Source organism: Chryseobacterium sp. 22543, from assembly GCF_052044565.1.
Classification (GTDB): Bacteria; Bacteroidota; Bacteroidia; order Flavobacteriales; family Weeksellaceae; genus Chryseobacterium.
On record NZ_JBQENH010000001.1, the window covers coordinates 152,549 to 178,745 of the forward strand.

The window sequence follows — 26,197 nt, forward strand, 5'->3', positions numbered from 1 at the left end:
AATATGAGTAAAAAATTAGCAGTATATCTTGGAATTTTTCTGATAGCCTTTTCTTCATTAACTGCTCAGAAAATAGACCGGAAAAAAGTAGTCCAGCGTCATAATGTGGTGAATACAAAAGCGGATACCCTATCTACTTTAACGGTTGGAAACGGAAAATTTGCTTACACGGTCGACATCACCGGAATGCAGTCGTTTCCTGAATATTACAAAAATGGAGTTTCATTGGGAACCCAGTCGGAATGGGGATGGAACAGCTTTCCAAATACTAAAGATTATACATTTGAGGAAACATTAAAAGCATACGATTTCAACAATGAAGGACGTAAAGCACTGTACAGTGTACAACTCAAAGAGCCTGAACGAAATAAAGGGGCCGTTGAGTATTTCAGAGTCAACAAACACCGTCTGCAATTAGGAAATATCGGTATTGAACTGCTTAAAAAAGATGGTCAGAAAGCAAACATTTCAGACCTGACAAACATTAATCAGAAAATTGATCTTTGGACAGGAATTATAACAAGTGAATTCTCATTGGACGGAACCCCTGTAAAAGTCTGGACGGCTTCTTTTCAGAATTCTGATAAAATAGGAGTTAAAATTGAGTCTGATTTAATTGCTCAAAACAGGTTAAAAGTTTTCGCGCGCTACCCTTCTCCTACCGGACAGTTTCTGGATGATGCTGCTTTTTATGGCAATGAAAACGATCATACGACAAGAATTGTTTCTTCACAATCAACGCAAGGTATCATTCATCATCAGTTGCAGAGTGCAGATTATTATACTCAGTTTTATTTTACGGAAGGAAAATTACGGGAAGCGGGAAAACATTATTTTGTGTTTGAACCGTCTTCAAAAAACAAAAAAATAGAATTAAGCGTTGAATTTTCAGCTAAAAACCCGAAAAGCGGAAAAACGCTATTTGCTGATGCAGAAAAAGAAAGTGTTTCAGCATGGGAGTCTTTCTGGAAAAGCGGTGCAGCAGTTGATTTTGAAGGAAGTACAGACCCAAGGGCGAATGAACTGGAACGCAGGATTGTTCTGTCAGAATATTTAACCAAAGTACAGTGCGGAGGAAGCAATCCGCCACAGGAAACAGGGTTGACCTTCAACAGCTGGTACGGAAAACCGCACACAGAAATGCATTGGTGGCACGGGGTTCACTACGCTTTATGGGGAAGACCTGAGATTTTAGAAAAACAATTGGATTATTATTTCAGGACTTTTGAAAAAGCAAAAAAATTAGCAGAAAGACAAGGCTATAAAGGTGTAAGATGGATTAAAATGTCTGATAATGATGGAAATGAAAGTCCGTCTTCTGTAGCTGCATTCCTGATCTGGGAACAACCGCATATCATCTATATGACCGAACTTCTGTACCGCGACAAACAGGACAAAAAAGTTTTGGAAAAATATAAAGACCTCATTTTTGCAACCGCCGAATTTATGGCAGATTATGCTCATTATGATAAAGAGAAAAACCGTTATAATCTCGGAAAAGGGGTCATTCCGGCACAGGAAGTTTTCCCTGCAAAAGATACATACAACCCAACTTATGAAGTGGCTTATTGGGATTGGGCACTGAAAGTTGCTCAACAATGGAAGGAAAGATTGGGCCAGCCGAGAGATAAAAAATGGGATGAGGTTATTACAAAATTAGCCCCGCTTCCGGTTCAGGATGGCGTTTATTTGTCAACCGAATCTGCAAAAGATTCTTTCACTTTTCCAAAATGGATGACTGATCATCCTGCCGTTCTGGGAGCGTTAGGAATGGTTCCGGAATCTCCGAAACTGGATAAAAAAATCATGAAAAACACACTGGCTATTGTTTGGGAAAGATGGAACTGGGAACATACCTGGGGTTGGGATTTCCCGATGACGGCCATGAATGCCGCAAGACTGGGGCTTCCGGATAAAGCTCTGGATGCGCTTTTCATGAATATTCAGACGAATACCTATCTTAAAAACGGTCATAATTTCCAGGATAAACGTCTCCGTATTTATCTTCCCGGAAACGGAGGAGTTTTAACGACTGTTGCCATGATGCTCGAAGGCTGGGACAGTTCCAAAGGTGAATTTCCAGGTTTTCCAAAAGACGGTTCATGGAAAATAAAAGCGGAAGGTTTTAAAAAGATGCCTTAAATTTCATATTCATATAGTAGTAGTTAGAGTCTGCCTTAAGGCAGGCTTTTTTTATATCCTGATTTCAAATTTTCAAATCCAAAACCCAATAATAAAGGCAGATAAATTCAGATTAAAACAGTTCACCGAAAGTACAGGACAGTCTGTTTATATGTTTATATTAAATTAGCCGTAAATCAGATGAGATGGATAAGCCCAGACACTTTACACGGAGAGACTTTTTACAGACCTCAGCCCTTGGGATTACAGCAGGGGTTCTGGGGCTTGCATTTACAAGTTCATCTTCCGGCAAACCTTATTTCAGCTTAAAACCAATCGGGCGGACCTTTTCATTGGAGAACTATTATATTTGGTGTAATTCTCCGATTTGGGGCGAAGACGGTAAGGTTCATCTTTTTTATTCCAGGTGGAGAAAAGAAAAAGGAATGGGCGGCTGGCTCAACGGTTCTGAAATTTGCCGTGCAGAAGCAGATTCTCCCTATGATGAATTCAGGCATAAACAAGTTATTCTTGCTCCCAGAGGCGGCGAATTCTGGGATGCCACAACTTGTCATAATCCTTTAATTACCAAAGTGGAAAATGAGTATTATCTTTTCTACATGGGCAACCACAACGGAAAAACAAATACCAAAAAAATAGGACTTGCCACTTCAAAAAGTCTTGACGGAGATTGGGTAAGACCGGAATCTCCTCTGCTTCTTCCCGGAGAACAAGGCGCATGGGATGACCATTGCACTACCAACCCGGCTTTTATAAAAGGAAATGACGGCAAATTCTGGCTTTTTTATAAATCCTGGAATACTGAGGAATACGAAAATCAGAAAGGTCCGGTAAGAGGAAATCGGAAATATGGATTGGCCAAGGCTGATCATCCTTCAGGTCCTTATGAAAAAATAAAGGAGAATCCTGTCATCGATTTTTCATTGCAGCCTGACAATGCCCAGCTGGAAGATGCTTTTATCTGGAAACAACATGGAAAATTCCATATAGTGGCCCGTGATATGGGATTCTTTAACCATGAATACGGTTTACATTTAACTTCCAGGGACGGCCTTAACTGGTCCAAACCGAAAATCGCTTACCTTGATATGAAAAGTTATGTTAAGGAGCCTGCTCCACCCAGTCATTTAAAACGATTCGGGAGATTGGAACGTCCCATGATTTTAATGGATAAGGACGGTAAGACTCCTAAATTCCTGTTCGGGGCAACACAGGGAGGAAAGTTTGAAACTTCTACATCTTTTGTTTTTGAAATAGCAGACACTACAATTTAAATTCTATTCCTTTTTGTTTTTTTACTCCCACACTAAAGTATACTATTATTTTTTTTACATGTTATGCCTAACTTTGTATACTAAAATTGTATTTTTCCGTTATAATTTATAGCAGAACCATTGCAATTACAATTAATATTATAAATATTTGTAACTTGCCTTGCACCGTTCGTTAACCTTTGAATTATTCTTTAAACTGAAATAAACATCTCCTATCCAACATCATGGCAGAAACATTTGAAATAATAATCAATGAGCATTCCAGAGTTCCCAAATACAAACAGATTGTGGATTCTATTCTTAATGGAATTGATAGCGGAGAGATTAAGATTGGTGAAAAAATCCCTTCCATAAACGAACTCAGCGAGTCTTGCTTTCTTTCAAGAGATACTGTAGAAAAAGCGTATAAAGAACTCCGAAAAAGACAAATCATCGAATCTGTAAAGGGAAAAGGATATTATATCTCACGGATTAATAAAAACGACGTGATCAACATTTTCTTCCTGATCAACAAACCGAGTACTTATAAAATGATGATTTATAATTATTTCGTCAATGCAATCGGTACCAAAGGCAATGTTGAAATGTATATTTACCATTGTGACGAAACACTTTTCATTAATTCCTTAAAAAAGAACCTGGGCGGATTTGATTATTACGTGATCATGCCTCATTTCCGTGATGAGCAGTCTAAACATACCAGCTCAACACAGCAGGTTTTAGATATGATTGAACAAATCCCGAAAAACAAATTATTGTTGTTAGATAATACAAAGCCCAATATTTCAGGAGAATATGGCTCTATATTTCAGGATTTTGAACATGATATTTACAATGCTTTAGAGGAAGGTTTAGACAAAATAAAAAAATACGAAAAGATCATTTTGGTGTATCCCGACAAATCCATTCATCCCTATCCCTTCCGTATTGTCCGCGGTTTTGAAAAATTCTGTAAGGATTTTAAACTCGATTATGAAATTCTTGATGAAATTTATCCCGATATGGAATTGCAGGAAAAAGATATTTTCATTACGATCCGGGAACGGGATCTGGTGAACCTTGTTAAGCAAATCAGACAGAAAAATCTTGAGTTGGGCAAAGACATCGGAATTATTTCCTATAACGAAACGCCTCTTAAAGAACTGCTGGGAATTACGGTAATTACTACAGATTTTAAAGCTATGGGAGAATCTGCAGCCTATATGATTCTGAAAAATAAAAAAGAATCTGTGAATAACGTCTTTAAATTTATTCAAAGAGATTCTTTATAAACAATCATGCAATCGATTACATAAATCATATTTTCGAATTTAGAACAAAAACACTTTTAAATACTATCAAGAAATATATTATTCAATTATGATTAAAAAATTAATTTTTGCCATTGGTTTTATGATGGCAGTAAGTGTTTCAGCGCAGAAAACAAGTGATAAGGAGGCCGTAAATGCTGTTGCCGAAAAGTTCAGATTAGCAATGATAAGCGGAGAAAAACCTGATTTAGAATCTTTGATCCTGCCGGAATTAACTTATGGACATTCAGGAGGTCATATTGATGACGCCAAGGAATTTGTAGAAAAATTAGTCAGCAAAAAGTCTGATTTTGTAACGATTGATATTACAAATCAAACTCTAAATATTGTAGGAAATACAGCCATTGTCCGTCATCATTTTTATGCAACGACCGCTGATGCCGGAAAAGCACCAGGAGATGTGACGTTGGATATCTTATTGGTTTGGGTAAAAGTGAAAAATGACTGGAAGCTATTGGCCAGACAGGCGGTGAAGGCTGAAAAGAAGAAATAAATTTTCAAATTATAATAAACAAAATTCGCAAGATTGTCTTGCGAATTTTTATTTTGAAATTGTTTATGTTTTTAACGCAAAGATTTTATTTCACTCTGAAGTTTTGCAAATCTTCCGGTTTTTCACAGCAAACCTGCTCCATCACCTGTCTGAACTGCATTTTAAGCATTTCAATAATATGATCGCCGCCTTTGTCCCCTAAAGCTCCTACTGCATACATGAAAGTTCTTCCCATAAAGGTAAATTCAGCACCACAACTTAAAGCACGGGCAACATCCGGACCGGTTCTTACACCGCTGTCCATCATGATTTTAATCTGACCTTTATATTTTTCACTGATTTCTTTCACTACGGCAATCGTAGATTCACCCGCATCAAGCTGCCTTCCTCCATGATTGGAAATAATCATTCCGTCAAAACCTAAACGAACTGCTTCTGCCGCATCTTCGTCTGAAGCAACACCTTTAATGACTAATTTTCCTTTCCATTTGTCGCGGATCGCCTTGATTCGGTCTGAATTCAATCTGCCGGAAAATGTAGCATTCATGAACTGGCCCAGCTGTTTCACATTCATGTTTTTATCCATATACTTATTCATCGTGGCAAAACTCGGAACGCCGTGTTTCAGCATCTCTAAACACCATTGTGGCTTGACCAAAGCTTGCGAAACATTCCGAAAATTAATTTGAGGTGGCATTGATAAGCCATTTCTAATTTCTTTTGCTCTGTATCCAAAAGTCGGAACATCAGCTAAAATAACGAGTACGTCGTATCCGGAAGCTTCACAACGGTCGAGAATATCGTCGCGCAACCATTCTTCTCTCGGATGGTATAACTGATACCAGGCTTTTCCCTCTGTTAATTCGGAAATTCTTTCAAGACTGCTTGTTGTCACTGTACTTAATATGAAGGGAATATTATGCTTAAAAGCTGCTTTTGCTAAAATTTCGGGTGCATTGGGCCACATTAATCCCTGTAACCCAACAGGAGAAACCCCGAAAGGCGCGGAATATTTTACTCCGAATAATTCAGTCTCCATGTTGGTTTCGCTGTAATTATTCAGGTAACGCGGGCGAAGAAGAACTTCTCTTAGTTCGCTCGTATTTCTGTCCCGGTTTATGTTTTCATTACAACCGCCATCCAGATATTCGAAAGCGAAACGGGGCATTCTTTTTTTTGCCTTTTCGATTAAAAGTTCAAGCGAAGCGTAACGGGTGTCAAATGGAAATGCCATGTTTTATAAATTAAGAATTAACGGTTGAAGCACTTTCATCTGATAATGCTGCTGTAAAAAAGTTTCGTCTATTTTTTTGTTCGAAATCACCATGGAAGCTCCCAATGCAGAACCCAGCGGAGAATGGGTAGACATCACATTGTAATGCTGAAAATGGTGAGACATGAGCTTCATAAATACATCATTATCAGTGAATCCGCCATCGATATAAATGTTTTCGATATCCGAATTCCCGATCGCATTTTTGATGGTATGAATCTGTAAATCCATCAGTTCTATCATTAATTGATGATATGCTTCTTCAAAAGTAGCAAATGATTTTAAATCTGTTTCACTGATCATTTTTCGTTTCAAAATAATACCTTCAAAGCGAAAATAGATGTTTTTATTTTTCATTAAGCGCAAATACAGATCCTGATCAAACTGTACTTCTCTGTGGAAACCATATTCTTTTCCATAATAAGCGCATAATTTTTCAACCTGAATTTTATATTCATTTCCCATGAAAAAACGGGATGCTTTTACACGTTTCCCATCAATCCGCATATAATTCAGGCAATTATTTTCTATATCTTCATCAGTAAGACTTTCATCATTAAAAGGGTTTAACGAAATACTCCAGGTTCCTGTTGAAAGCAGTAAAAATGGCTCTTTTTTGCTTAAAATATAAGGTAATAATGCTGAAGAACTGTCGTGAATCCCAACACCTATTTTAATTTTTTTATTTCTGTAAGAAGTATTGATACTCGCAGAAGTCGGCACAATTGGAGGTAATAAAGCATCTATTTCTTCTTCATATACCCAGTCGTGATAATCCGCTTTGTCGTAATCCCACAAATTGGTGTGACAGCCTATCGAAGTAAACTCCGACACACAAATTCCGGTAAATAAATATGATAAATACTGAGGTAAATGAAGACTGTAACGGATTTTTCTGAATATTTCCGGATGCTTATATTTCAACCAGAATAACTGCAGGCCTGAATTAAGCATTCCTGCCTGAGGTGATGCTGTTTCGCAGGCAATTTTCAGTTTGCTGCCATGTTTTTCATAAAATAAATCAAGAATTTCCTGATCCATTGGTTTGGTGTAATTGTATAGTGGAGTCAGAACATTTCCTTTCTGATCCAGATGCACAAAACTCGCTCCATAGGTGGAAAAATTGATGGCTTTTACTTCATATTCTTCATTATCAAGAATGGCATTAAAATTATCTTTTATCCAATTTTGTAAGGCTGCAAAGTCTTCCGAAGGATAATCATCCTCATCAGTAGTGAGCGGTAATTCTGTATATTCCCGAACAACTTCTTTATAATTCTTATCGAATAAAAAGAACTTTTTATTGGTTTTTCCAATATCAAATACAATGGTTACCTTTTTTTTAGACATTCCTGGGATGAATTTTTATTTTTTGTCATTGCGAGGAGCGAAGCAGCAAAGCAATCTATTTTTTAAACGCAGAGTTCACAATGTTTTATTTGACTACTAAACGTTTTTAAGTTTGCAAAGGCTTTTTACTCAACAAAGTATACTAATTTGTTTTAAACACCATTAAGGAGTGTTCAGATATTAAGATTATCAGAAAAAATCCACTAATTTCTTTAAGCAATATTACTTAAAAACCCAATAATCTAAACACTTTCAACCTTAATGATAAAAATATAAGGATACATATAATAATAACTTTCGATTGCACTCAAAAGTTGAAATTATCAGTTTTAAAACAGGGTTTTATAATCCCGTTGCTTTGGTTTCTAAACCTCTTTCAGCAATTAAATTTTCTCTTACCTTTAAACTTCTGTAAGCTGCAATCGGATCTAAAGCGGCTCCTGCCTGCAGTCTTGCAGCCCTTAATAAAGGACGAACATCTGTTCTGTAGGCATTTTGCAAAATATCCTGCGCACCAACGACATCGTTGTTTAACTGTGCTGTTTTTAATGCTTTCTGATCAACCAGAAGTGCCTGTGCGTAAGCAATTAAAATAGCTTCCAGAGACTGTAATAAATCTTCCAGCGGATCTTTAATGTTATGACTTGCATCAATCATCCAGGCCGGATAAGGGTTTTGAGGATTGTTTTCCATACCGTACACCAATTCATTGAAAATCAAGAACAAGGCATAAGGTTTAATGGAACCTACCGTTAAATCATCATCACCATATTTGCTGTCGTTGAAATGAAAACCTCCTAATTTTCCTTTGTACATAAGGGTTGCAACAATCTGTTCAATATTAGTATTCGGTAAATGATGACCTAAATCTACCAGTGTATAAGCTCTTTCACCACAAGCATTGGCCAACATAAACGAAGTTCCCCAATCCTGAATTGTGGTTGAATAAAAATTCGGTTCGTAAGGTTTATATTCAATGAAAAGTTTCCAGTCTTCAGGCATTCCTGCGTAAATTTCTTTTAAACTTTTTTCAGTGTTTGACAATGCGGTCTGAAAATTCAATTGTCCCGGAAAACTTGCTCCGTCCGCCAGCCAAACCGTTAAACTTTTTGAATCTAATTCTTTTCCGATCCTGATCACTTCTTTGTTGTGTTCCACGGCATAGGCTCTTGAATCTTCATTCGCAGCATTCAGAGAACCGAATTTATAAGAGTGCTCAGCTCCTGCCTGATCCTGGAATGTGTTGGAATTCATGGCATCAAAAACAAGTCCGTGAGAGGCAGCTATTTCTTTAATGGCTTTCACATCAGTTGGAATATCCCAAGGAATATGTAATGAAACAGCTCCTGCAGAATGCGTTAAAGCATGAATTAAACCTACATCATCCAATTTTTGCTCTAAAGAAGAAGGTTCGCCGCCATAGGAAAATCTTCCAAAACGGGTTCCTCCCGCTCCTAAAGCCCAGCTCGGAATAGCCACCTGGAAATCAGCAATTTTGTTGACAATCTCAGCAACATTGGCTCCTGATCTTGTTAATTTATTTTGTAGAAAATCGAAATCTGTCGTAAAGTTTTCAATTTCTGGTTTATTATATTGTTCAATGATATCTTTTCCTATAATCATGATTTGATTTTTTTGAATTGATTTTTAACCACAAGAGACACAAAAGCTTTTTATTTTTAAACGCTTTAGAACACTTAAGCTTTAAAAAGTTTAAATCAATGGAAAGAAAAAGTCCACATAAGAAGAAAATCAAAGATTTTCAAAAAAACTTAAGTGTCAAAAAAAGCCTTTTGTGATGAATTTTTTTAATCTATTATCTTGGGAAAGCATTTGCCATTCCTCCGTCTACATTGATGATGTTTCCTGTGGTTTTATCTAAGATGGCAACGCACGCAAAAACTCCGTTTGCAATGTCTTCAGGAAGGATAATTTCGTTTAATAAATTTCTTTTTGCATAAAATGCCGGCAGTTCTTCAACAGAAATTCCGTTGGCTTTTGCACGGCCTTCTGCCCAGGCTCCTTCCCAGATTTTACTTCCTACAATTACCCCGTCAGGATTTACAACATTTACTCGGATTTTATCTGTTGCCAATTCTGCTGCCAGTAATCTTGTCATATGCTGTTGAGCGGCTTTTGCAGTTCCGTATGCCACGTTATTAGGGCCGGCAACCAATCCGTTTTTACTTGCGATGTTAACAATATCTCCTCCTAAGCCTTGCTTTTTCATGATTTCCACCCCATTTTTCACCATCAAAAACTGACCTTTTACCAAAACATCTTCCAGTAAATCCCAGTCTTTTGTAGTGGTATCTTCCAATGATTTGGAAATCGCTAAGCCAGCAGAATGAACAATGATATCTACTCCACCGAACGCTAAAACTGTGTCTTTAAAAGCATTAGCAATAGCCTCTTCATTAGTCACATCACAAGTAACCGCTACAGCCTGATCTTTGCTGTATTTTTCTGTAACAGAATCTAAAGTTTCCTGATTCAGGTCTGTAAAAACAACGACTGCACCTTCCTGAACCATTTTGTCTGCAATAGCCTGTCCGATTCCGCCTCCGGCTCCTGTAACAACAGCAATTTTTCTTGACAATGGCTTTTCTTTAGGCATTCTTTGAAGCTTAGCTTCTTCAAGCAACCAATATTCAATATCAAAAGCTTCCTGTCTTGGTAATGAAGTGTATTCTGAAATAGCTTCTGCTCCGCGCATTACGTTGATTGCATTGACGTAAAATTCGCTTGCCACACGGGTTGTCTGCTTATCTTTTGAGAAACTGAACATTCCTACTCCCGGATAAATGATGATCACCGGATTCGGATCACGCATTGCAGGGCTGTTCGGGTGTTTACAGGTTTCATAATATTCTGTGTACTCCTGTCTGTACTGTTCGAAAAGAGGAGTTAGTTTTTCTAAAACAGCTTTAGCATCGCTTACATCTTCATTTTTATCTAAAGTTAAAACTAACGGCTGAATCTTAGTTCTTAAGAAGTGATCTGGACAAGAAGTTCCTAGTGGTGCCAAACGCTCCAAATCATTACTGTTGATGTATTCCAAAACCACATCGCTGTCTGTGAAGTGACCCACCATTCTGCTTTCGGAAGAAGCCAGGCCACGTAATAACGGCATCAGCTGAGCTGCTTTATTCTTACGCTCATCAGCAGGAAGAGATTCAACTTTCTGTCCACCGAAAACATGTCCTTTTTCTCTAATTTTTTCAGCAATATATTCAGAAGCCTTTTCAATAACTTCCAAACTGTTGATGTAGCATTCGTAAGAAGTATCTCCCCAGGTAAATAATCCGTGGCTTCCTAAAACAATTCCTCTGATCCCAGGGTTATCATTTAAACATTTTTCCAATTGTAATCCTAAGTCGAAACCCGGGCGCTGCCATGGAACCCAGCCCATTGTATCACCCCAGATTTCCTTTGTGATTTTTTCACTGTCTTTTGCGGCCGCTACTGCAATTAAAGCATCCGGATGAAGGTGATCAATATGTTTGAATGGAAGTAAACCATGTAAAGGTGTATCAATAGAAGGAGCTTTGCTTTCCAGGTCAAAAATACAGTGATTGAATAAGCCCACCATTCTGTCTTCATCTGCTAAGCCCTGGTACACATTTTTCAGGTTTCTCAATCTTTCTGTGTATAATCCGGCAATTCCTTTTCTTGTTAGTGTTCCGATGTCACCACCCGAGCCTTTTACCCACATCACCTCAACTTCTTCGTTAGTTAACGGGTCTTTTTCAGTGGTTTTGCAGCTTGTGTTACCACCTCCGTAATTGGTAATTCTTAAATCTGCCCCTAATATATTTGAGCGGTATAAAAATAAAGCTACCTGATCATTTCCGAAAGATGCAGCTTTGTTTTCGTCCCATAAATAGTCTACGTATTTGAATGTTTTTACTTTTTCCATTGGTTTACTTATATTTCTGAATTTCTATCCAAAATTAGACTGTAATATTTTTTACAGCATCCCGTACTATACTGGTAAATACTGTATTTAAAGATAAATTAACATTTGAATCTTTGCCAGTCAATTCATCTTTATAAAACAATCCGGCTGAGGATATTTATAATTAATATTTTGTGATTAAAAATGTTGGTTTAAAAATTTAACCATTAATAAAATGTCAGCAGTCAGAAATTCATTTAGTTACTAGTTAAAATATACTTTAAGTGTTAATCTGATTAGTATCCGGGAAGCTGAGACAGATTTGGATTATCAACCAACGGATGACCTGCCGACTGTGCGGCAAAAGGCAACAATTCTGTTTTATTGGGTACAAATCCGTAGAAAAGACCATCTCCTCCACCTTCAATCCAGTTCGGATATACTCCTCCGTTTTCGGCTGAACCGGTTGGTTTGGTATAGATGATATTACCGATCTGAAGCTGGCCTGCAGCAGCTCCTATGAATCCGGCTGTTCTTTTTGCATTGCTGTTAAATGTACTGTTATAAGCCTGGAACATATTCGCAGGATACCATTTGTCATCTATTGTAGTGGTTTGTCCGTGTGTTACTGCAATACCTCTTAATGCTGTCTGGTAATTCGCGAAACCTGTAGAACTCGTCGGAACATTAGTGATTACTGCAATTTCTGCAGGGTCTGTAATATCAATATATTTCAATGCTAAAAACGGATCACCATAAATCTGCGCATTTTTTTCTAGTTTATAAAGTCTGTAAACAGGTGTATTGGCATAGGCTCCTGTTTTGTTTGACAAGTTTTTCATCGCCTGTTTTGTCGCTTCAATTTCACTTGCCAAACGATTCATACGGATCAGATCTGTACGAAGATTAAACTCTCCTGCAAATTCCCATTTACGCTCCTGAACAATAGCGGCTTCAAATGCCTGCTGACCAGACGGAGCCGGCACAGCACCTATTCCTGCACGGTTTCTTACCTGCATTAAAGCAGAAATTCCTGCAGCAGTAGGTCCTCCGTTTAGATAGTTTTGAGTTTCTGCATACATTAATAAAACATCTGCATATCTTAACACAGGAATATTTAAATTACGTGCATCAGCCGCCTGCGGAGCCACACACCATCCCATTCTGAATTTACCTGACAGAATGCAGGAAAATGTAGTTCCGGCATTCACCCAGGTGTCACTTGCATTACCATTGTTTAAGAAATATACACTGTAAGAAGTACAAGAAACATCTCTGCGCGTATCTCCCTGATTAAAAGACAAATAATAGCTAGGAAGAATAAATTGTAATGCCTTTCTTGATCCGTACGTTCCCCCACGAGAACCTTCATTGGCATAGACTCCGAAAGCCGAATTTGTATTTGCCCCGTATTCTGCAACCTGCCAAAGAATTTCTGAGTTGGTCACTGAAAATTTTCTTTGACAGAAATTGAACCACAAGGCTTCAAAACCACTTTTGCCCCCCTGAGCCTGAACCAGAGAATTGGCGCCTCCGTTAATAACAGCAGCACAGGCATTATCCGCAATCTGATATAGTTGTTGAATCCTACTGTTATCATTGCGACGCGACATCATGGCTCCGCTTCCTGTATTCAGGTCCCAACGAAGAGAGTATCCTGCTGCATACAGAGCAATTCTTGCCAATAGGGCATTGACTCCATGTTTTGTTAAACGTTCTGTTGTTGCATATCCGCTTTGTCCAAAACTTGGAATGTTTGCTACAGATTCCTGAAGATCAGCAATGATATGATCATAAATTTCGTCTCTTGAAGTACGTTTTGGATATAATGTATTCGGATCATTCGGATCCATCTCATCCAAAGGTTTAAAAACTGAAGGAACGTCTCCGTAAACACGAATTAAATTATAGTAACAAAATGCACGAATGGCCTTAACTTCAGCCAATAAAGCATCACGTTTTGGGCTTGCTTCCATTTTGCTTAATCCGCTGACTGCAATATTTGTTCTTTCAATAACTGCATACATGGCAGAGTAAATCCCCGTTACCGTATTAGGAGTATACGCATCATATTGATAGTTGGCAATATTATATTTGGAATTATTGGTAGAGCCATCTTCTGAAGAGTGGGTTACTGTATCTCCGGCTCCTAACTGATAATACATTTCAGTTGGAACAATACCTCTGTAACAGCCCAGAACAAACATTTCTGCAGTATCTATATTTTTAAATACGGATTCTGTATCCAATGAATTGTAAGCGGGTTGATCCAGAAAATCGTCACTGCATGAATTCATCGCTAAAACAGCAACGAAAATTGAGGGAAGAATGACTAATTTTCTTAAAAACACGGGAGTATTATATATATTTTTCATGATTTTAAATATTACATCATTAGAAAGTTAAATTAAGACCAAGAACATAGCTTCTTGAACGGGGATACGTAGAACTGTCGTACCCAGGTGTGACAGTCACCCCGCTTGCCGCAGAAACTTCAGGGTCATAACCTGAATAACCTGTAATCGTCGCCAAATTATTAACGGTAAAATAGATACGGGCATGGGACAACATCACTTTATTCAAAAATTCTTTAGGAAAAGAATATCCTAGTGTTACCTGGGCAATTCTCAGATAAGAACCGTTTTCTACATAGTATGATGATGGATAGGCAATATTTGAAGTGTTTGTATTGCTTAAGCTCCAAAGGCTTGAATCTTCGTTTGGATTCAGTTCTTTTAATCTTACTAAATTGGTTGTTGCCTGCCCCGTATTAGGATCAATCAAATGGTAATAATTGTTTCCGAATTCTGAAGGAACATTCTGGAACATTGCATATGGGCTTAAACTTTGTTTAGTCGCATTATAAATATCATTCCCGACGCTAAATTTCATAAATACAGCCAGGTCAAAACCTTTGTAAGAGAAATTATTACTGATTCCCCCGATAAAGTCCGGAGTACCGTTACCGATCTTCTGCATTTTTCTTGTAAACTGATCTCCTGCTTCATTATCAGCAGCAAATTTCATATCGCCCGGTTTAGGGGTTCCGGTTGCAGGTTTTACAACACCCGGCTTTAAGGTTAAAGATCCGTCCGGGTTTTGGGTAAAATCGTCCGTAGTATAAACTCCCTGATAAACATACCCGTACATATCGCCCAGCTCTTCTCCTACCGTTGCATAGTAGGTCACCATTCCTGTTCTGCTGCCTCCAACACTAAACTGTCTGTCCTGTCTTCCGTCTTCAAGGGAAAGAACTTTAGATTTATTGAAAGAAATATTAAAATCTGTAGTCCATCTGAAGTTTTCTGATTTTAAATTCACCGTATTTAATGTGAATTCCATCCCTCTGTTTCTCATAGAACCGATATTCTGATATTGTCTTGAATATCCTGAAGAAACGGGAAGTACACTTTCAAGCAGCATTTTGCTTACATTATTATTGTACCATTCGGAAGTCAGTTTAATTCTGTTATTAAAAAAAGCGAGATCTACCCCAATATTGGTCGTTCTCAGTTCTTCCCACTGAAGATCTCTGTTTCCCCAGTTTGTACTGGTAACGTATGCCGGATATCCCTGAGTATTATTTATTGGATAATCTGTAAGTAAGACATTGGTTCTCCACAGGTTATTAGCGACCCCATTATTACCGGTTACCCCATATTCAATTCTTAATTTAAAATCATTAACAATTTTATCGATCTTATGATCCTGCCAGAAATTTTCCTGGGAAACACGCCATGCACCCGCTACAGATGGAAAATATCCCCAGCGGGAACCTTCTGCAAATTTTGAAGAACCATCCGCACGTATTGTTCCTGTAATTAAATAACGATTATCATAATTATAATTCACACGGGCAAAATAGGAAAGTAAGCTCATGCTCGATCTGTCGGTATTTTTATCTGCCACCGTTGCATTGGCAATATCATCCAGTCCGAAATTAGGATATGGAAATTTGGTAAGCTTCATGCTGCTTCCTTCGGATTCTTCATACCAGATTTCGTTCCCGATTAAAGCATTTACTTTGTGTTTTTCACCAAAAGTTTTATTATAATTTAAAGTATTGGTGATCTGATAACGGAGTGTTTCTGCATTGGCGATACTTCCGTTGATTCCTGTATTGATAGGATCTGTAAGAAACGCACGGGAATTCCGGTCTGAAAATGATGTTGATTTGCTGTTTGTCCAGCTATATTGTCCGGCAGTTCTCCATGTGAAGTTTTTCAGGAAGTCAAATTCTACACCTGCGTTGGCTAGAAATGTTCTGGTACGCTTGTTTGAAGTTGAAGCCTGGGTTTCTATGTACGGATTTTCTGTATCAAAACCAGAATCCAAAGCTGAAAAATCCGGGAAAGTCTGAGTGTTGAACAAATGATCCTGAGTAAATAATGTACCTCCGGTAATAGGCTGGAGAAGAATTTTTTTCATTCCTGAATAAGCACCTCCACCGTTTACAGAATTGTTTGTAAACATGGTATTGAAATCTACTCTTACCCCTTTATACAATTCTGAATTGATATTGGCACGTAACGAATTTCTTGTCTCGCTGTAGTTTTGAAGCAATCCATCCTGTTTATTGTAATTATAACTGATGAATGCCTGTGTTTTATCATTTCCTACAGAAACATTTACATTGTGGTTTTGAGTTAACCCTGTTCCTCCCAGCATTTTTTCCTGCCAGTCTAATGCGGAAGCCGATCCGTAGCGATTGGCAATTCTCTGATAGGCTTCAGAATAAAATCCCGGTGAATCAGTCCCCAGATTATTGTCAAAAACATTACTCCACGCTGATGGTTTGGACTGAAGAACTCCCAATTCGTACTGATACTTTACATATTGTTCCACATTGGAGAGCATATCCAATTTCTTTGAAAGCATATCAAATGACATAAAAGTATTGTAGGTGATAATCGTTTTTCCTTTTTTTCCGCTTTTAGTTTTAATAACAATAATACCGTTAGAACCACGGGCTCCGTAAATGGCAATAGCGGAAGCTCCTTTCAGTACATCAATACTTTCAATATCATTAGGATTTATCACATTCAAAGCATTATCCAATTGGAAACCGTCTACAATATACAGCGGATCGGAACTTTGAGTTATGGAAGAACCACCCCTGATCGTAACGTTTGCATTGGCTCCCGGAGCACCACCTGCTGTCACAATATTCAGACCTGATGCTCTTCCCTGCAGCGCCTGTAAAGCATTCATTGCCGGTGTAGCTGCCAAATCTTTTGCGGAAACTGAAGAAACAGATCCTGTTAAGTCTGACTTCTTAACTTTACCATAACCGATAACAACTACTTCCTCAATATCTTTTGTGTTTTTCACAGAATCATTTACCCCCTTTTGCCCCCAGACAAAACTTGTTGAAAGCATAAATGCCGGAAAGACGATTCGCTTTATATTTTTATGTTTAACTATTAAAGACATATCTTAATTTTTATGTTACCAAAATACACCGTTACAAAAACCCGGGCATCCTGCAATATCCTGTATTGAAATATTCATAATTCACCATTATCAACCATAATATTTAAGTTATATTGTAAAATAAACAACAAAACAATTGTAAATCATCAACTATTTGACAAAATACTTAACTAAACCGTGAATTAAAAACTCCTTTTTTAATGAACACTTCCTTTTACAGTTAAATTACTTTTAATAAAAAGACACTGATTTTTTTCAGTGCCTTTAAAAGAGCTAAAATTATAACTCTGAAACTATATGAATGAATGTAAAATCGTACATGAAGTTTATCGTAAAGAATTTCCGTATCCTACAATCAAAATAGAGATAAACATTACGATCATTCCGACAGAAATGGTTATAATCGTTTTTTTGGAAACTCCTTTCCATTCTTTGATAATAATACCCCATAAATTAGCAATGAAAATGATAAAGGCCATGTGCAAAATCCATGAGCTGGCACCATTTCCCATTTTACTTTCGCCCATACCGTAAAAGAAGAACTGTAAAAACCACATGGTTCCGGCAAGTGCACAGAAAATCAGGTTGCGTACAACCGGTACGTTTCTTTTAGTATAATCGATATAGGATTTATTTTTAACGGCTAAATACAAACACCCAATCAGATTGACTGCCATACCGCCCCAAAGTACAACAACGTAGGTTACATTATTTTGAAATAGGAATTCTCCCTGATCCGGATGAGCTATTTTCCAGGCTTCATTGGCTGCAATTGCCATTGGTTTTCCGGCTTCAAGCCCGAAGTTGAAGCATGCGCTTAAAATCCCGGATATGATAGAAACAATTAATCCCAGTCCGAATTTATATTCCGTTTTTACTCCTACTTCGTGAGGATCTATTGAATCGGTTTGTAATTCTTTTTCTTTCATCATTCCTGCTTTTCCGCTGATGATGATTCCGATAACACAGACCAGAAGCCCTAATAAAACAAACTGTCCCCATCGGCTGGAAAACAGCAAACCGATATTGTCTTTTCCTATTTGTGGAGAAAATTCATAATAAATAGAAGGAACGAGCGAGCCAAATACCATACAAAGCCCCAAAATAATGCTGCTTCCGAGCGCTACGCCCAGATATCTGACGCCCAAACCATAAGTAAAACCACCAATTCCCCACAAAGCACCAAACAAAAATGTCAGTCCCAATATGGAAGACCTTTCATTCTGAATGATTTCCCAAAAACCAGGAATAGTAAGAAATGCCGCAAGCGGCGGAACAATGATCCAGGAAAAAACTCCTCCTATTAACCAGTAGGTTTCCCAGGACCAGCCTTTTACTTTTTTGTAGGGCAAATAAAAGCTCCCTGAAGAAAAACCTCCTAAGAAGTGAAAAAAAACTCCTAATAATGCATTCATAATTTATCTTATGGATTGAATTTGAAAATTAATACTATGAAATCGATTGCGCATCTTGTAGTGTCATGTTGTAATATTAATTCTAATTCTTTTGTCTTAAAACAAAAGAATCAAAAATTCAAGACCTGGAATCATCTCTAAAAATTAATTCTATTCTCTAAAAATTCTAAAACTTGCGCGATTTCAATATGAGTTCTTCGATTAAGTATTTGTCTCGCGCTTCAAACAGTAGAATTTTCTTAACGTTCACAGAATTAATTTTCTTAACGCTCCTGCTTCCTAAGTCAATATATTAATTCAATGAATGTTAACAATTTTGAATATTGGTTATTTTAATTGATACACTTCACTGGCAGCAAGTAACAGACAGCCTAAACCATAATCTTCAAAATCAGGCTGTTTGTCAATAGCAAGCGGCTGACCGTCTTTAGGTTCTTTTCCTGTTCCCTGAACCCAGCCCAAAAATCCATTCGGCTGAACAGAATCTTTTACAATCGCACTCCAGGCTTTTACAACAACGGGTAAATATGTCTTTTTATCAATCAATCCTTTATTAATTCCATATGCCATTCCATACACAAACAGAGCTGTGCCCGTCATTTCTTTACCTCCGAAATTGCCAGGATCATGCAGGCTTGCATTCCAAAAGCCATCTTCCCTCTGAATAGATAACAAAGCTGATAACAGGTCTTTGTAATCCTGTAAATATTCCTGATAATGCGGGTCAGATTCCGGGGTATCATCCAGCGTCCGGGCCAGAGCTGCAACTACCCAGCCGTTTCCGCGGCTCCAGTAGCAATCTTCACCGTTGGGTTCTGTGTAAGGGGGAACGAAGCTTTTATCCCGCCACCAAAGTTTGTCTTTTGGGTTGTATAAACCATTTCCTCCATGCTTATATTTCGTAAAGGCATACATCTCATAATTTTTATCAAAATATTTTTGTTCGCCTGTAATTCTGCCCAGCTTTGTAAAAATCGGCATTCCCATTTGAAGCGCATCAATCCACCACCAGTCATCTGATTTTTTAGAGGCAATCATACTGTCCATAGAGGCTTTCACAAATTTTATTCTCTCCGGATTTTTTTTGCCATCCATTTCATAAAGATCCAGATACGTTTGTCCGCAAGCCTGATTATCCGCATTACGGGTGTAGGTATCACGCATCATATCCCAGTTGTGTTTTTGAGACCAATCGACAGCGTAATCGTAATACTCTTTTTTAGGGTCTATTTTATACAGAGCCATCAGTCCTTCATAGTAAACGGCCCTCGTCCACAGATTGCTTGGCCAGACTTTTTTTCCGACAATTTCCTTTCCCGCATCCGGCCATTTGTTCATGAAATATTGATTTGCCCTTCGTGAAACTTCCAAAACTTCTTTTTTATCCGGAAGATTAATGTTCTTTTCCGCCGTTTGTTTCTGAACTGAGCAGGAATATAAAACTCCGAACATCAACGCAGAAAAAGTGACTCTCATTAGTACTTTCTTCATAATTATATTATTTTTTATTTTAGAAAATTTAAGGTTTAACCGTATAAATATTTGGCGAAGGAACTTTTGAAACAGATTCATCCAAATAATAATCAGTATGGGGAGGCTGGTTGTAGCCTACATTTTGCCAAACAATGCTCAACCGATATTGCGGATTATGCATCATCGTATACAAACGGTGCTTCGTAGGAATGGTAGAGCTGAAAATCCGGAGCTCCTGGTTATCTGAAGTTCTGTAAATCAATTCTTCCCGCCAGTCTCCAAATAAATCAGCAACCAGAGAAGGATTTTTCTTGGTCCCGTTGTTGGATTCGCACTGAAAATCTTTAGCATCAAAAATTAGATTGGACTTTTCTTTCTTCCAGTCCCATTTTGACACAGAAGTTCCGTCTAAAATTTCGCTTAAAAAATCTCCATCCCAATAAATTCCCATATTACAGGCAGGATTTTTATCACTTATTTTTCTTCCTTTAGTATCGTAAATGCCTTTTACACCAGCTCCCGCCGCCCAAGATTCTGAACCTTGATAACGGGGATCAATATTTAAAGACAGTCCTCTTCCCGGTCCCTGAAATTTGCCCTGTTTACTATAAATCAAAGAAGGTAATTTCCATAAAACTTTACCTGTTGCGCCGGTTCTGAAATGGGCGCCCGCATCATCAAATCTTTCCTGAATATCGAAAATTTCCAATCCGGGAGAAGAAGGATCCAGATCACCCACGTGCAACGCATCACCGTGGCCAAAGCCCGTGCTGTTCAAGACTTTTCCATTATCATCAACCGTCATTGCACCAAAGATAATTTCATCTTTTCCATCATTATCAACGTCGGCAATGCTCAGGTTATGATTTCCCTGACCCCGGTATTTTTTATTTTCTTCCGAACTTTCCGTATCGAACAGCCATCTCAAACTGAGCTTTTTATCTTTATAATCCCAGGCTGCGATCGTCGTTCGGGTATAATAACCTCTCGACATAATGATGCTGGGCCTTTTGCCGTCCAGATAAGCAACTGCACCCAAAAACCGGTCAATACGGTTTCCTTTTGCATCGCCCCAAGTCTCGGTCATTTGTTCAGGAGTTGGATTTAAACTGCCTGCAAATCTGGGAACTTCATAATGAACTGTATTAATCTCCTCACCTGTTTCACCATTAAAAACAGTCAAATATTCAGGCCCGGAAAGAATAAATCCGTTCTCATTGCGATAATCTTTGGCAGGGTCTCCGATGAATCTTCCTTTACCATCCCTGCTTCCATCTGCTGTCTTCATGACGGCTTCTGCTTTGCCGTCCTGGTCTAAATCGTACACTAAAAACTGGGTGTAATGCGCCCCTTCCCTGATATTTTTTCCCAAGTTAATTTCCCACAACAACTTTCCGTTCAATTTATAAGCCTGAATAATGGGCTCATCCGTAAAACCTTTCTGACTGTTGTCTCTGGATTGCCCTGTCTGATGAAGGATAATTTCATACTCACCATCTCCGTCCAGATCGGCCACAGAAGCATCGTTTGGCGTATATCCGGCCGGAGTTTTTAAAGGAATTGAAAAATAGGGTTTTTGATTAGCAGCATATTTCGCAGAATCCTGATCAATCTCCTGATTCTGGGTATTGGATCTTACGAAATAAGTGTAATTCTTTGTTTTATCCACCGTTGTATCTAAAAAACTGGTTTCATTAAGCAATGGTTTTTCGTTCAGTTTTTTGCTTTTGCTCTTTTCAATACGATATAAATCAAACTGAATATTCTGAGGTTCTGTACCCAGTAAACGCCAACTTACAAAAACCCCCGATTCTGAAGGTACTGCAACAATTCCTCTTTTTAAATACTCCATTTGCCTTTGCGCTGAAAAGAGATGTGAAAAAAGAATGATCACTACAATAAAGTTATATTTTATATTCATAATTCTGAACTATTAAATTAACATAATTCAATCGATTGCGCAATTTATTTTGATATATTTTACCTTATTTTAATTCTATTTCGAATAATATAATGGAAATAGCTGAATTTGCCCTTCCAATCCGGAAGGCTGAACTTTCCAACCGGATGCATCAAAAGCTTTATAATTAATATTTACAAAGTTGATTTCGTGATAATTACGCCATTGAATTTTATTCTGATCCATATAACGTATTCTATTCGCCATCAAATTGCAAACTTCAATCTGAATGGTGTTTTTCCCTTTTTTCAGATATTTCCCGATGTTGATTTCAAAAGGAATACTCCAGACAATCCCCGCTTCCTGACCGTTAACAATTATTTTTGCACTTTCATACAGCTGATCGAATTTTAAAAGATAATCGTCTGCTTTTTTATTCTTCAAATTTAATGTGGTTGTATAAACGCCGGTTCCTGAAAAACTCTGTGTTGCAGGATCTTCTGAAAAGTTTGTCCAGGGTTCCAGATTTTTTAGAGTCCTTGATTTTGGAAGTTCCGGGCCACCTTCTTTGAAAGTCAGCTTCCATGCTTGATTTAAACTGATAGGAGAACCTGTCTTTTCAGTATCATTCCATTTTGCAATGGAATGATCGACAGTTTCACTGTTTTTTAAAATTAAAGACTGTCCTGATTTAAGTTGAATTCTCACGGAATTGTTATGGGTTTCCGCAACTCCGAAACCTCCGTTTTCAGGATTCATGATGACGGCTTGTTTTCCTGTATAGTTAAAAGGAAGAAACTGATCAATATCCTTTGCAGTATGGTTAACAATGAAATAGTATTTTCCTCCGTCAAACTGCCTTCTCACAAACTTCAATCCTGTTTCCGTTAATTTTTCTCTTTGTATTTTTAAATATTCCAGGCCTTTTTCAATATCAGAACTTAGAACAATTTTTCCTTTTCCGAAGCTTGCAATGTTTATATTTTCACCCTGATTCTGAAACTGGATCTGAGCCCACAATGATTTTAGTTCTGCTCTTCTTTTTTCAACTTCCAAATTTCCGGGAATATCTTTTGGCTTATTTTGAAAAATAACCGAGGCGCCATTTTGAGCTAATTTGAGAATATTATGTAACGTAGTTTCCGGTAAATAAGTTGATTCAGGAATGATTAAAACCTGGTAAGAAGATCCTTCTTTTGCAGTCTGAATTTTCTGGTTTTCCGATTTAGCTTCGCCAATCATCTTGTCAGAAACCATATCAAGAGCATAGCCCATTTTACTTAGTTTCGTTAGATTTTCATACATCGGAGTTGGCTGCAGCCATTTTTCCACGTTATGAACTTTAAATGCTATATCCTTCCCTTTCGGATTGGCCCATTGGTCATAAATTGGCCAGTACATCAACAATTCATTATCAGGTTTCCCGCTCTGCAAAACACTTTGAGTACGTGCTACATAAGAATTTAATCCCATTAAATGGGGCCACAAGCTATTTTCCGGAACAAAATTAACCGAAGCATAAAACAGCCATCCCGGAAAAGGAACATCGGCCGGTGTATACGTTGTGCCGTGATAAAAGACGTGATTGATTCCCGATAAAAAAACCTGCTCCACTTCGGGTTTTGCCTGCGACCAGGAGGTTTTAAAATGCTCTGTAAGCCAGGTAAAAGTTTCATTTGAAATTAACTGTTTACCCGTAACATTAGCAGCCGATGAAGCAAATTTCAGCATATTAATATCTGGTTTATCAGATTTTTGCACATCTGCACTGTCTCTCCTCAGCCCCGGAATATCAAAAGCTGTACTTCCGAAATTTTCAGACTCCGGAATATCGACTGCAGCATACAAATCCAGTAAATTTCCAGGTGAGCCATGAGCCTGATTGGTATTTTTTGAGTTTTTGGAACGAGCCCAGTTCGTAAAATCCTTAGTAAAATTGCTCAAAATCAATTCGCTCAGGGTTTCCCTATAATCAGATTTAATTCTGCCTGTTATCTCATTTTCTTCGTTACTGAAAAGATATTTGATGTATGGACTCAGGTCATATCCTCTCTTATTTTTAAATTCATTTTTAAAATAAGGGGTCCAGTCGGCATTATAAACCTCATAACTGTCATTGAAAAAAGAACGGATTCCGTAGTTTGAGTTTCCAAAAGCTTTATCGAAAGTTTTAAGATAATCTTTTGTTGCCTCAGGTGAGAAATGGTCTAAGGTATAACCTTCACCACCCGGAGCTGCACGTTTTACTTTTTGTAAGGTTTTACCTGTAAAAACAGCATACATTATCCACTTCCCGGAATCCGGTTTCCAATTGAGAGAACCGTCGTTTGTTATTTTATCGGTTAAAACAACTGCTTCATTTTTTTCATTGTAAGCCGTTACAATATCTAACTTTATTGTTTTTAAATCCTTTTGTTTTTGATCTTTCAGAATGATTTTCTCAGAAAACTTTTCACCTGATGAAATCGTATATGTCTGGACAATCATTTTTGTGGCAGTATCTTCTTCACCAACCTGCGGCCCGCCGATTGGCCAGCCTGTTCCAACGGACATATCAACTCCCATGTTCAAACTTTTTGCCTTGTCTGTAGTGAATTGAAGCATTTTCATCCACTCCGGAGAAAGATAATTGATGTATTGATTTTCAAAGCCTTTTGCACCATAAATGGGAACGATTTCTACACCTCCGAAACCTGCTTTATGAAGCATTATCAGTTCTTTATCCAATCCTTTTTCATTGACAGCATTTCCCATCCACCACCATCGTGTCCACGGCTTTGCCATTTCAGTGGTTTTTGGCCATGGATTTTGTGCGGGAAGATTCCCGAACGCAAAACAAAATAGGCTCGCCTTTACTATAGATTGAATATTCATTTTGTTATTTTTTTAGTTTCCATCCGGTTTTAAAGATTCCATAAAGACACTTTCCGGCCAATGGAAATTTTCGAAAGTATCAGGCTTATTTAAATCAAAACCTTTATATTTTTTAGAAATAAACTTAGCCAAAGGCAGCTTCTGACCGACAATACTTTTTATCACACATTTTGCCAGTTCATAAGCACCATAGGTATTAAAGTGAGTGTCATCCGCCAAAGCATCCGGCTGATTGGGATAAGAATTTGCAGGATAATAGACAAATGCTTTTTTAGAATTTTCCGGTCCCAACGCTTCAAACAGCGTTTTACTCATTGCATTCAGGTCGATTAAATATATATTTTCTTCTTTCGCAATTTCCCGCATGGCATCAGGAAAATCATCCAGGGTATTGACAATCTTATTATTTTTATCAAAAACTCTTCGATTCATTGATGTAACTAAAACCGGAATCGCTCCCAATTGTTTTGCTTTATTAATCCATTCCTGTAATCTTTTTTTATAACCAGATTTTGTGCTGTTCCCATACTTCTGGTCATTATGCCCAAACTGGATGAATAGATAATCCCCGGGTTGAATCTTGTTCCATATTTTATCAATTCGGTGGCGGTCTTCAAAGGCTTTCAAAGTTTCCCCGCTTTCGGCGTAATTGGCAATAACAACTTCTTCGGGAACAAAAAAACAGGGCAACATTTGCCCCCAGGAGGCCCAAGGTTCATACTGTGCATCTACAACCGTGGAATCCCCTGTCAGGTAAATTGTTTTCGCCGTTTTGTTGGGCTGAATGGTTATTGCACAAACTTTTGGAGCTTTATCGTTAAATTCAATCGTCAGTACATTGTCCCAATGTAAGTATCTTCTTTCTCTTGGCTTTAATTTTACAACCCCAATTTCAACTCCATCCTGATTACGGAGAATGCTATCTTTAATATGAACGGTAATCAGTTTTTCAACCATTTCACCTTCTTTTGTTTTTACATCATCCAACATCAGACGGCGATTTTCTACACGAACTGTTGTTTGGGAAGTTCCTTTAGAATCGCCTAAATTTAACTTAATATCATAATTTCCTTCCGGAATTATCACCGAAAAATAGAAAGGTTTATCGCTGGTAATATAATCTCCTGTCAAAGCATTTCCTCCTCTGTCGATTGATTTTAAGCCGGAAATATCCATGAATCCGTAGCCCACTTTCCTGTTGAATTCAGAGTATTCTGTGATGGAAATAAAACCATCCTGAGTTCTGCTTCCACCAAAATCAAATTTGAAATTGGTTTGTTGGGAAAACATTGATGAACAAATAAAAATGACTATAATTCCAATCCAATTTTTCATAATCAATCCATTAAAATATTGACTCCC

The 26,197-nt window shown here is 37.8% G+C and carries 15 protein-coding genes; 4 read left to right on the forward strand and 11 right to left on the reverse strand.

Annotated features, from left to right (window positions below):
• Positions 1–3: 3 nt before the first annotated feature.
• The 4 genes from ACTJIP_RS00775 (at position 4) to ACTJIP_RS00790 (ending at position 5,219) form a co-directional block, all read left to right on the forward strand.
• On the forward strand, positions 4–2,142 hold the full coding sequence (locus ACTJIP_RS00775) for a hypothetical protein (RefSeq protein ID WP_440703966.1): 2,139 nt from the start codon (positions 4–6) through the stop codon (positions 2,140–2,142).
• Positions 2,143–2,327: 185 nt separating this feature from the next.
• Positions 2,328–3,416 (forward strand): twin-arginine translocation signal domain-containing protein, encoded by a 1,089-nt coding sequence (locus tag ACTJIP_RS00780; RefSeq protein WP_440703967.1) that lies wholly within the window; start codon positions 2,328–2,330, stop codon positions 3,414–3,416.
• 224 nt (positions 3,417–3,640) lie between these two features.
• A complete protein-coding gene (locus ACTJIP_RS00785; protein ID WP_077416308.1) occupies positions 3,641–4,687 on the forward strand; it encodes a GntR family transcriptional regulator in 1,047 nt (348 codons plus the stop codon).
• Between the two features lie 88 nt (positions 4,688–4,775).
• Positions 4,776–5,219, forward strand: coding sequence for a nuclear transport factor 2 family protein (locus tag ACTJIP_RS00790; RefSeq protein ID WP_077416306.1), 444 nt, complete (start codon positions 4,776–4,778; stop codon positions 5,217–5,219).
• An 85-nt stretch (positions 5,220–5,304) separates the two neighbouring features.
• Here the strand turns inward: ACTJIP_RS00790 and ACTJIP_RS00795 are convergent, their stop codons facing one another.
• The 11 genes from ACTJIP_RS00795 to ACTJIP_RS00845 all read right to left on the reverse strand — a co-directional run bounded on the left by ACTJIP_RS00795 (position 5,305) and on the right by ACTJIP_RS00845 (position 26,170).
• The gene (locus ACTJIP_RS00795; RefSeq protein WP_077416305.1) at positions 5,305–6,453 is read right to left on the reverse strand and encodes an alpha-hydroxy acid oxidase; all 1,149 of its coding nucleotides are present in this window, start codon (positions 6,451–6,453) and stop codon (positions 5,305–5,307) included.
• A gap of 3 nt (positions 6,454–6,456) precedes the next feature.
• On the reverse strand, positions 6,457–7,842 hold the full coding sequence (locus ACTJIP_RS00800; RefSeq protein ID WP_428168098.1) for an FGGY-family carbohydrate kinase: 1,386 nt from the start codon (positions 7,840–7,842) through the stop codon (positions 6,457–6,459).
• Positions 7,843–8,184: 342 nt separating this feature from the next.
• Positions 8,185–9,465: a sugar isomerase gene (locus tag ACTJIP_RS00805; protein WP_077416301.1), complete on the reverse strand. Its 1,281-nt coding sequence runs from the start codon at positions 9,463–9,465 to the stop codon at positions 8,185–8,187.
• Positions 9,466–9,658: 193 nt separating this feature from the next.
• Positions 9,659–11,761, reverse strand: a complete 2,103-nt coding sequence (locus ACTJIP_RS00810) for a bifunctional aldolase/short-chain dehydrogenase (protein WP_077416299.1) — start codon at positions 11,759–11,761, stop codon at positions 9,659–9,661.
• 275 nt (positions 11,762–12,036) lie between these two features.
• The gene (locus ACTJIP_RS00815) at positions 12,037–14,115 is read right to left on the reverse strand and encodes a RagB/SusD family nutrient uptake outer membrane protein (protein ID WP_440703968.1); all 2,079 of its coding nucleotides are present in this window, start codon (positions 14,113–14,115) and stop codon (positions 12,037–12,039) included.
• Between the two features lie 19 nt (positions 14,116–14,134).
• Positions 14,135–17,173 carry a SusC/RagA family TonB-linked outer membrane protein gene (locus ACTJIP_RS00820; protein ID WP_440703969.1) on the reverse strand — a complete coding sequence of 1,013 codons (3,039 nt, stop codon included), beginning with the start codon at positions 17,171–17,173 and terminating at the stop codon, positions 14,135–14,137.
• A 326-nt stretch (positions 17,174–17,499) separates the two neighbouring features.
• Positions 17,500–18,588 carry an L-rhamnose/proton symporter RhaT gene (rhaT, locus tag ACTJIP_RS00825; RefSeq protein ID WP_428168096.1) on the reverse strand — a complete coding sequence of 363 codons (1,089 nt, stop codon included), beginning with the start codon at positions 18,586–18,588 and terminating at the stop codon, positions 17,500–17,502.
• A 327-nt stretch (positions 18,589–18,915) separates the two neighbouring features.
• The gene (locus ACTJIP_RS00830) at positions 18,916–20,079 is read right to left on the reverse strand and encodes a glycoside hydrolase family 88/105 protein (RefSeq protein WP_219072536.1); all 1,164 of its coding nucleotides are present in this window, start codon (positions 20,077–20,079) and stop codon (positions 18,916–18,918) included.
• Positions 20,080–20,107: 28 nt separating this feature from the next.
• A complete protein-coding gene (locus ACTJIP_RS00835; RefSeq protein WP_428168095.1) occupies positions 20,108–21,982 on the reverse strand; it encodes a rhamnogalacturonan lyase in 1,875 nt (624 codons plus the stop codon).
• Positions 21,983–22,057: 75 nt separating this feature from the next.
• Positions 22,058–24,835: a glycosyl hydrolase gene (locus ACTJIP_RS00840; RefSeq protein ID WP_440703970.1), complete on the reverse strand. Its 2,778-nt coding sequence runs from the start codon at positions 24,833–24,835 to the stop codon at positions 22,058–22,060.
• A 12-nt stretch (positions 24,836–24,847) separates the two neighbouring features.
• The gene (locus tag ACTJIP_RS00845; protein WP_440703971.1) at positions 24,848–26,170 is read right to left on the reverse strand and encodes a rhamnogalacturonan acetylesterase; all 1,323 of its coding nucleotides are present in this window, start codon (positions 26,168–26,170) and stop codon (positions 24,848–24,850) included.
• Positions 26,171–26,197 lie beyond the last annotated feature (27 nt).

Bases quoted from the DNA above. Each gene is read 5' to 3' on its own strand.
- ACTJIP_RS00780 (WP_440703967.1), top strand. From the start codon at position 2,328: ATGGATAAGCCCAGACACTTTACACGGAGAGACTTTTTACAGACCTCA.
- ACTJIP_RS00820 (WP_440703969.1), bottom strand. From the start codon at position 17,173: ATGTCTTTAATAGTTAAACATAAAAATATAAAGCGAATCGTCTTTCCG.
- ACTJIP_RS00815 (WP_440703968.1), bottom strand. From the start codon at position 14,115: ATGAAAAATATATATAATACTCCCGTGTTTTTAAGAAAATTAGTCATT.
- ACTJIP_RS00845 (WP_440703971.1), bottom strand. From the start codon at position 26,170: ATGAAAAATTGGATTGGAATTATAGTCATTTTTATTTGTTCATCAATG.
- ACTJIP_RS00830 (WP_219072536.1), bottom strand. From the start codon at position 20,079: ATGAAGAAAGTACTAATGAGAGTCACTTTTTCTGCGTTGATGTTCGGA.
- ACTJIP_RS00790 (WP_077416306.1), top strand. From the start codon at position 4,776: ATGATTAAAAAATTAATTTTTGCCATTGGTTTTATGATGGCAGTAAGT.
- ACTJIP_RS00775 (WP_440703966.1), top strand. From the start codon at position 4: ATGAGTAAAAAATTAGCAGTATATCTTGGAATTTTTCTGATAGCCTTT.
- ACTJIP_RS00800 (WP_428168098.1), bottom strand. From the start codon at position 7,842: ATGTCTAAAAAAAAGGTAACCATTGTATTTGATATTGGAAAAACCAAT.
- ACTJIP_RS00835 (WP_428168095.1), bottom strand. From the start codon at position 21,982: ATGAATATAAAATATAACTTTATTGTAGTGATCATTCTTTTTTCACAT.
- rhaT (WP_428168096.1), bottom strand. From the start codon at position 18,588: ATGAATGCATTATTAGGAGTTTTTTTTCACTTCTTAGGAGGTTTTTCT.
- ACTJIP_RS00805 (WP_077416301.1), bottom strand. From the start codon at position 9,465: ATGATTATAGGAAAAGATATCATTGAACAATATAATAAACCAGAAATT.
- ACTJIP_RS00810 (WP_077416299.1), bottom strand. From the start codon at position 11,761: ATGGAAAAAGTAAAAACATTCAAATACGTAGACTATTTATGGGACGAA.
- ACTJIP_RS00840 (WP_440703970.1), bottom strand. From the start codon at position 24,835: ATGAATATTCAATCTATAGTAAAGGCGAGCCTATTTTGTTTTGCGTTC.
- ACTJIP_RS00785 (WP_077416308.1), top strand. From the start codon at position 3,641: ATGGCAGAAACATTTGAAATAATAATCAATGAGCATTCCAGAGTTCCC.
- ACTJIP_RS00795 (WP_077416305.1), bottom strand. From the start codon at position 6,453: ATGGCATTTCCATTTGACACCCGTTACGCTTCGCTTGAACTTTTAATC.